Genomic DNA, 6,280 nt, shown 5'->3' with positions numbered 1-6,280 from the left:
AGTCCGTGGCCAGTCCCCGGAGTCCGCTGTCGTAGCCCTGGCCGACGGCACGGAACTTCCAGCCGCCCTGGCGGCGGTAGAACTCGCCGAGCACGAAGGCCGTCTCCACCGTCGCGCCGGGGCTGTCGAAGCGGGCGACGAGCCGGCCGGTGGCGGCCTCGGTCACCTCGACGCGGAGGTCCGGGACCTGCCCGAACGTCCCGCCGTCGGCGGAGGCGGCGAGGACGATCCGCTCGACGGCGCCCTCCACGCGCGGGAGGTCGGCCAGCAAGGTGTCGGTGACACGGTCGCCGGCCGTCCGCCTGCCCTCGTGGCGTACCGCGCCGGAGGAGTGCGCGGGCTGGTCGCGGAAGACGAAGTCCCCGTCGGAGCGGGCCTTTCCGGAGGCGAGCAGCAGCGCCGAGGCGTCGACGTCCGGCACCCCGTGACCGGTGCGCCGGCTCAGTTCGACGCGGAGCGCCGTGGTGGGCACCTGCGTGTTCGATCCCTTCGGCATGGTCATGTTCGCCCCCATCGTGTGCCGGCTCCCGGGTCGCGTTCGCGGCCCGGACCGTCCCGGCCCGGGTCGCCCCTGCCCTGACAACCTATTCCCGGGGGCGGCGCGGCCCCGGGAACGGCACGGGAAGACCGGTGGCGGACCGCCGGCAACCCGGGAGGAACCCGGCCTTTACACGATCCAAACGATGACTGACGTCCCTTTTTGCCAACTTCGCTCGGATTGGGTATCCCAGGCTGCTGTCGACACGGAAAACAACCCTCTTATCGGTCTCCCCAACCAGCACATCGTGGGCTTAACTTATGTGCCATGACCTCCCCCCGCTCCACTTATGGTGGCGGCTACCACTCCGCCTCCTTCCCGGACACCCCGATCTACGACTCGCTCGTCGCCGAGCGTGGCACCCCGCAGATCGCCCCGATCCGGGTCCCCGCCGCCTACGACACGGGCAGCAGCCTGGGCAGCGGTCTGCCCGCCCTGCCGTCGGCCCTCCCCGCCCTCCCGGCGGCCCCGTCCGCGCAGCCCCCCGCCTACGGTTACCCGCAGACGCAGCAGCCCGCGCCGCTCCAGCACGCGCCCACGGCGTATATCCCGCAGCAGGCCGGCGCCCCGCGCGGCTACCCCGGTCCGCAGGCCCCGCAGCAGCAGCGGCCGATGGCGGCGGGCACCGGGTACGAGGCCATGCGCCCGGCCGCGCCGCGGCCCGCGCCGACTCCGTACCAGGAGCCGTACAACAACCAGCAGTACCGCGGCTACTGACCGGCGCGCCCCTGCCGTCCGTGCCGCCCTGGCACGATGGACGGCATGGGAAGCGCCGAAGTGCAGTCGATCCACGTCCATCCGGTCAAGGCGTTCCAGGCGCTGTCGCTCCGGGAGGCCGTCGTGGAGCCCTGGGGCCTGGCCGGGGACCGACGTTGGGCGCTGGTCGACAACGGGGGAAAGGTCGTCACACAGCGCGAGCAGCCGCGCCTCGCACTGGCCGCCGCCGAGCCTCTGGCCGGCGGCGGTGTCCGTCTGTCCGCGCCCGGCCGCGCGCCGCTGACGGTGCGGGTGCCGGACCCGGCGGTGACCCTGCCGGTGAGCGTGTTCGGCACGGAGGTGGAGGCAGTGCCGGCCGCCGCGCCAGCCCACGCCTGGTGCAGCGCCTATCTGGGGACCGACGTCCGTCTGGTGCACATGGACGATCCGGCGGTGCGCCGCCCGGTCGACCCCGACTACGCCCTGCCCGGTGAGACGGTGAGCTTCGCCGACGGCTTCCCGCTGCTGGTCACCACGGCGGCGTCGCTCGACGCCCTCAACTCCCTGATGGCCGAGGGGCCGAACGCCCACGAGGGTCCCCTGCCCATGAACCGGTTCCGGCCCAACGTGGTCGTCGCGGGCACCGAACCTTGGGCCGAGGACCACTGGTCGCGGATCTCCGTCGGCGAGGTCGTCTTCCGTGCTGCCAAGCCGAGCGGGCGGTGTGTCGTGACGACCACCGACCAGGACACCGCCGTACGCGGCCGGGAACCGCTGCACACCCTGGCCCGCCACCGCCGGGTCGGCGGGAAGCTGCTGTTCGGCGTGAACCTCGTGCCCCTCTCCCCCGGCGCGATCGCCGTCGGCGACCCGGTCCGGGTACTCGGGTAGGTCTCCCCCGTCCGCCTGTCCTCTGCCCTCCGTCCGTCTCCCTGTCTCCGTGGTGCCCCGCCTCCGTGTCCGTCCGTGCGGTCGGCGGAGCCGGTCTTCGGGGGCCGGTCTTCGTGTCACCGGGAACCCCGGGCGGTGCGCCGGTCGTTGGAGGTGCGTGAGGAATGTGTGAGAGACCGCGCGCGTCGGCCGTCACGACGGAGGTGATGCCGCTCCCCCTCCCGGTCCGGGCCGGGCGGGGGCGGGGCGGGCGCCGACGCCGGGGCGTGACGGACCGGAAGGGGGTGGGGAGATGCGGACGCTCAGCGGGCTGTGGCGCTGGCGGCGCAATCCGCTGTGCCGGGCGACCGATCTGGCCGAGGCGTGGCTGGCCCTGGTGGCCCTGCTGCTGATCGCCGTGGCCGCGCCCGTGACGGGCTGGCTGGTCGGCGCCGCCACCGAGGACTCGCTCCAGCGCTCCGCGCGGCAGCAGCAGCACGCGCGGCACCTGGTGACGGCGACGGTGGTACGGGAGCTGGGCGGCGCCCTGCCGGAGGCCGACCCCGAGTCGAGCTCCGCGCGTGACGCCCACAGCCGGGTGCTGGCGGCGTGGGCCGGGCCGGACGGCACCCGGCGGCACGGGCCGGTCCTCTCGGACCTCAAGTCCCCACACCGGGGGGACCGCTTCAGGCTCTGGACCGACCCGCACGGCCGAATAACCACCCGCCCGCTGGACTCCGCCACGGCGACGACGCACGCCGTGCTGGCCGGGTTCGGCGCGGGCCTGCTGACCGCGGCCCTGGTGGAGACCGGCCGGCGTCTGACCGTGTGGCGCCTGGTCCGCCGGCGGTACGCACGCTGGGACCAGGCATGGGACCGGGCCGGCCCGGACTGGGGCAAGGCGGGCACCGGCAGCTGACAGCCCGACCGCTCTGGTCAACCGGGCGCGCACGCACACGCTACGGTGGACCGGCCGAAGCGCTGTCGGCGACGTCCCACGGGTGCGCGAGCCCCCGGGACGAGCGGCTTCCCGAAGGCGCGAGCGCGCTCACGCCCACGGGCCGGGCACGATCGCGGTCCGGGCACCGACGACAGCGCCCCGACGGGCGGCGAGCCATCAGTACGACGAGGTGGGGGCAGAGCAACGCCATGGCACAGGGCACGGTCCAGGTGACGCACACCGGTACATCGCGGTGGCGGCGCCGCACGGGTGAGTACGCTTCGCTCGCCGCCGCCCTGGAGGCCGCCGCCGACGGCGACGTCCTCACGATCGCCCCCGGCACCTACCGGGAGAACCTCGTCGTCCAGCGGGCGGTGACCCTCCGTGGTCCCGAGGGCTCGCCGGGCTCGGTGCGGATCGCGCCGGTGGACGGGGTGCCGCTCACCGTGCGGGCCTCGGCCGTGGTGCAGGACCTGCACGTGGAGGGCCAGGACGCGGCGGCGCCCGCCGTGCTGGTCGAGGAGGGCACGCCCGAGGTGACGGACGTGCGGATCGTCACCCGGTCCGCCGTCGGCATCGAGGTGCGCGGCGGCGCCCGGCCCACGGTCCGCCGGTGCACCGTCGACAACCCGGCCGGCGTCGGCGTCGCCGTACTCGACGGCGGCAGCGGGGTGTTCGAGGACTGCGAGGTCGTCGCGGCCGGGCAGGCGGGCGTGGCGGTGCGCGGCGGTGCCCATCCGCGCCTGGAGCGCTGCCGGGTGCACCACGCCTCCGGCACCGGGATCACCGTGACCGGCGAGAACTCCGCCCTGGAGGCGGTGGGGTGCGAGATCTACGAGGTGCGCGGCTCCGGGGTGCAGGTCTCCCAGCGGGCCACCGCGCATCTGACCGACTGTGATGTGCACCGCACGACCACCGACGGCATCACCCTGGACACGGACGCGGTGCTCACGCTCGCCGACTGCCACATCCACGACATCCCGGAGAACGCGGTCGACCTGCGCTCCCGTTCGGTGCTCACCCTGACCCGGACGACGGTCCGTCGGTTCGGCCGCAACGGCCTGTCGGTGTGGGACCCGGGGACCCGGGTGGACGCCAACCAGTGCGAGATCTCCGACAGCACCGGTGACTACCCGGCGGTGTGGGTGAGCGACGGGGCCACCGCCGTGCTGGACTCCTGCCGGGTGCACGATGTGCCGGACGCGCTGTTCGTGCTGGACCGCGGCTCCCGCGCGGACGTCGTCGACAGCGACCTGTCGCAGGTGCGCAACACCGCCGTGTCGGTGAGCGACGGGGCGACCGCGCAGCTGGACGACTGCCGGATCAGGGAGGCCGCCACCGGCGCCTGGTTCCGCGACCACGGCAGCGGCGGCACGCTCGACAACTGCTCCCTGGACGCCACCCAGACCGGAGTGATCGTCACCAAGGGCGCCGACCCGACCATCGAGCGCTGCACGGTCGACTCCCCCGCCGAGGCCGGTTTCTACGTCTCGGCGGGCGGCCGGGGCTCCTTCCTGAACTGCCGGGTCACCGGGAGCGGCGGCTACGGCTTCCATGTGCTCGACGGCTGCCGCACGACGCTGCGCAAGTGCCGTACGGAACGGTGCGCGCGCGGCGGGTACGAGTTCGCCGACGCCGGTCCGGACGCGGCTGCCGGGACGGGGCCGGTGGTGGAGGACTGCACCAGCGACGAGAGCGGCGGGCCCAGGACGCCCGCGGCGCGTCAGCCGGCCGTGCAGACGGCGACGGAGCCGTCCGCCGGGCTGCTGGGCGCGTTCCCCGGGCAGCGGGCGGCGGAGCCGGAGCCGCCCGTCGCCGCCGTGGAGCCGGAGCGGCCGCGGCGGATGCCGAAGGACGTGCTCGGGGAACTCGACGCGCTGGTGGGCCTGGAGAGCGTCAAGCGCGAGGTGCGGGCGCTGACCGACATGATCGAGGTGGGCCGGCGCCGGCAGCGGGCGGGTCTGAAGGCGGCCTCGGTCAAGCGGCATCTGGTCTTCACCGGGTCCCCGGGCACCGGAAAGACGACGGTCGCCCGGCTCTACGGCGAGATCCTCGCCTCGCTGGACGTGCTGGAGAAGGGCCACCTGGTGGAGGTGTCCCGGGTCGACCTGGTCGGCGAGCACATCGGTTCCACGGCGATCCGCACCCAGGACGCCTTCGAACGGGCGCGCGGCGGTGTGCTGTTCATCGACGAGGCGTACGCGCTGTCCCCGGAGGACGCCGGGCGGGACTTCGGCAAGGAGGCCATCGACACCCTGGTGAAGCTGATGGAGGACCACCGGGACGCGGTGGTGGTGATCGTCGCCGGGTACACCGCGGAGATGGAGCGCTTCCTCTCCGTCAACCCGGGCGTGGCGTCCCGCTTCTCCCGCACCATCACCTTCGGCGACTACGGCCCCGGGGAACTGCTGCGGATCGTGGAGCAGCAGGCCGACGAGCACGAGTACCGGCTGGCGCCGGGCGCGGCCGAGGCGCTGCGGAAGTACTTCACGGAACTTCCCAAGGGTCCGGCGTTCGGCAACGGCCGTACGGCCCGGCAGACCTTCGAGGCGATGGTGGAGCGCCACGCGAGCCGCGTCGCCCAGCTTCCCGACCCGACCACCGACGACCTGACGCTGTTGTACGCGGAGGACCTGCCGGATCTGCCCTGAGCGGGCGGGGGGCCGGACCGGCTCCCCGCCCGCCGGGGTCACAGGCTGTCCCCCCAGCCGCTCTGGATCATGGTCTGGAACGCCCACTTCCCGTCCCGCTTGATCAGGACGTCGGCGTACCGGAGGCGCTGGGTCCGGCCGTCGAGGGTCATGTCCGAGTCGGTGAGGACCACGGCCATCGAGGGGGACAGGAACACCGGTGTCCGGGTGGAGGCGAAGGTGATGTCCTGCTCCCCCTCGCCCATCACCCGGGTCATGGTGGCGATGAACCGCTCCCGGTCCCACTGCGCCGACCGGCCATTGCCCGCGGAGTCGTCGCTCACCAGGTTGAGCGGGAAGACCGCCAGGTCCGCCATGCGCTCGACGTCGCGCTTGCCGCTCGCCGTGTCGTACTCCGCGAACCAGGCGTCCAGGCTCGCGCGGTCCTCGGGGGTCGGGGTGTAGCCGGTGTCGGCCGGGAAGGTCATGCGGGCTCCTTGGGCGGGACGGACGGGGGATGGTGGTACACGAGGAAACGACTAGACAAGTTTGACTAGTCGGCCACGCAGGGAGCGTATACCTCGTAGCGATACTGGTAAAACTTGA

At 73.7% G+C, this 6,280-nt stretch carries 6 protein-coding genes; 4 read left to right on the top strand and 2 right to left on the bottom strand.

Going from position 1 to position 6,280, the window contains the following annotated elements; genetic code table 11:
* On the bottom strand, positions 1–496 hold a 496-nt coding region (locus IF37_RS0106565; protein WP_253915665.1), incomplete at its 3' end, for a TerD family protein.
* A gap of 309 nt (positions 497–805) precedes the next feature.
* On the opposite strand from IF37_RS0106565, the gene IF37_RS0106560 reads away from it, so the two are divergent.
* The 4 genes from IF37_RS0106560 to IF37_RS0106545 all read left to right on the top strand — a co-directional run bounded on the left by IF37_RS0106560 (position 806) and on the right by IF37_RS0106545 (position 5,695).
* Positions 806–1,255, top strand: a complete 450-nt coding sequence (locus IF37_RS0106560) for a DUF6643 family protein (protein WP_030737580.1) — start codon at positions 806–808, stop codon at positions 1,253–1,255.
* Positions 1,256–1,300: 45 nt separating this feature from the next.
* Positions 1,301–2,125, top strand: a complete 825-nt coding sequence (locus IF37_RS0106555) for an MOSC domain-containing protein (protein WP_030737577.1) — start codon at positions 1,301–1,303, stop codon at positions 2,123–2,125.
* A 292-nt stretch (positions 2,126–2,417) separates the two neighbouring features.
* Positions 2,418–3,023 (top strand): hypothetical protein, encoded by a 606-nt coding sequence (locus IF37_RS0106550; RefSeq protein WP_030737574.1) that lies wholly within the window; start codon positions 2,418–2,420, stop codon positions 3,021–3,023.
* A 230-nt stretch (positions 3,024–3,253) separates the two neighbouring features.
* Complete coding sequence (locus IF37_RS0106545) at positions 3,254–5,695, top strand: right-handed parallel beta-helix repeat-containing protein (protein WP_030737571.1); 2,442 nt, start codon at positions 3,254–3,256, stop codon at positions 5,693–5,695.
* Between the two features lie 38 nt (positions 5,696–5,733).
* Here the strand turns inward: IF37_RS0106545 and IF37_RS0106540 are convergent, their stop codons facing one another.
* Positions 5,734–6,162, bottom strand: a complete 429-nt coding sequence (locus IF37_RS0106540; protein WP_030737566.1) for a DUF4440 domain-containing protein — start codon at positions 6,160–6,162, stop codon at positions 5,734–5,736.
* Between the last annotated feature and the right edge of the window lie 118 nt (positions 6,163–6,280).

It is taken from the genome of Streptomyces sp. NRRL S-31, from assembly GCF_000718775.1.
GTDB lineage: Bacteria > Actinomycetota > Actinomycetes > Streptomycetales > Streptomycetaceae > Streptomyces.
Note: the sequence above shows the minus strand (reverse complement) of the source record. Positions and strands in the feature narration are given on the sequence as shown.

Bases quoted from the DNA above. Each gene is read 5' to 3' on its own strand.
- IF37_RS0106550 (WP_030737574.1), top strand. From the start codon at position 2,418: ATGCGGACGCTCAGCGGGCTGTGGCGCTGGCGGCGCAATCCGCTGTGC.
- IF37_RS0106540 (WP_030737566.1), bottom strand. From the start codon at position 6,162: ATGACCTTCCCGGCCGACACCGGCTACACCCCGACCCCCGAGGACCGC.
- IF37_RS0106555 (WP_030737577.1), top strand. From the start codon at position 1,301: ATGGGAAGCGCCGAAGTGCAGTCGATCCACGTCCATCCGGTCAAGGCG.
- IF37_RS0106545 (WP_030737571.1), top strand. From the start codon at position 3,254: ATGGCACAGGGCACGGTCCAGGTGACGCACACCGGTACATCGCGGTGG.
- IF37_RS0106560 (WP_030737580.1), top strand. From the start codon at position 806: ATGACCTCCCCCCGCTCCACTTATGGTGGCGGCTACCACTCCGCCTCC.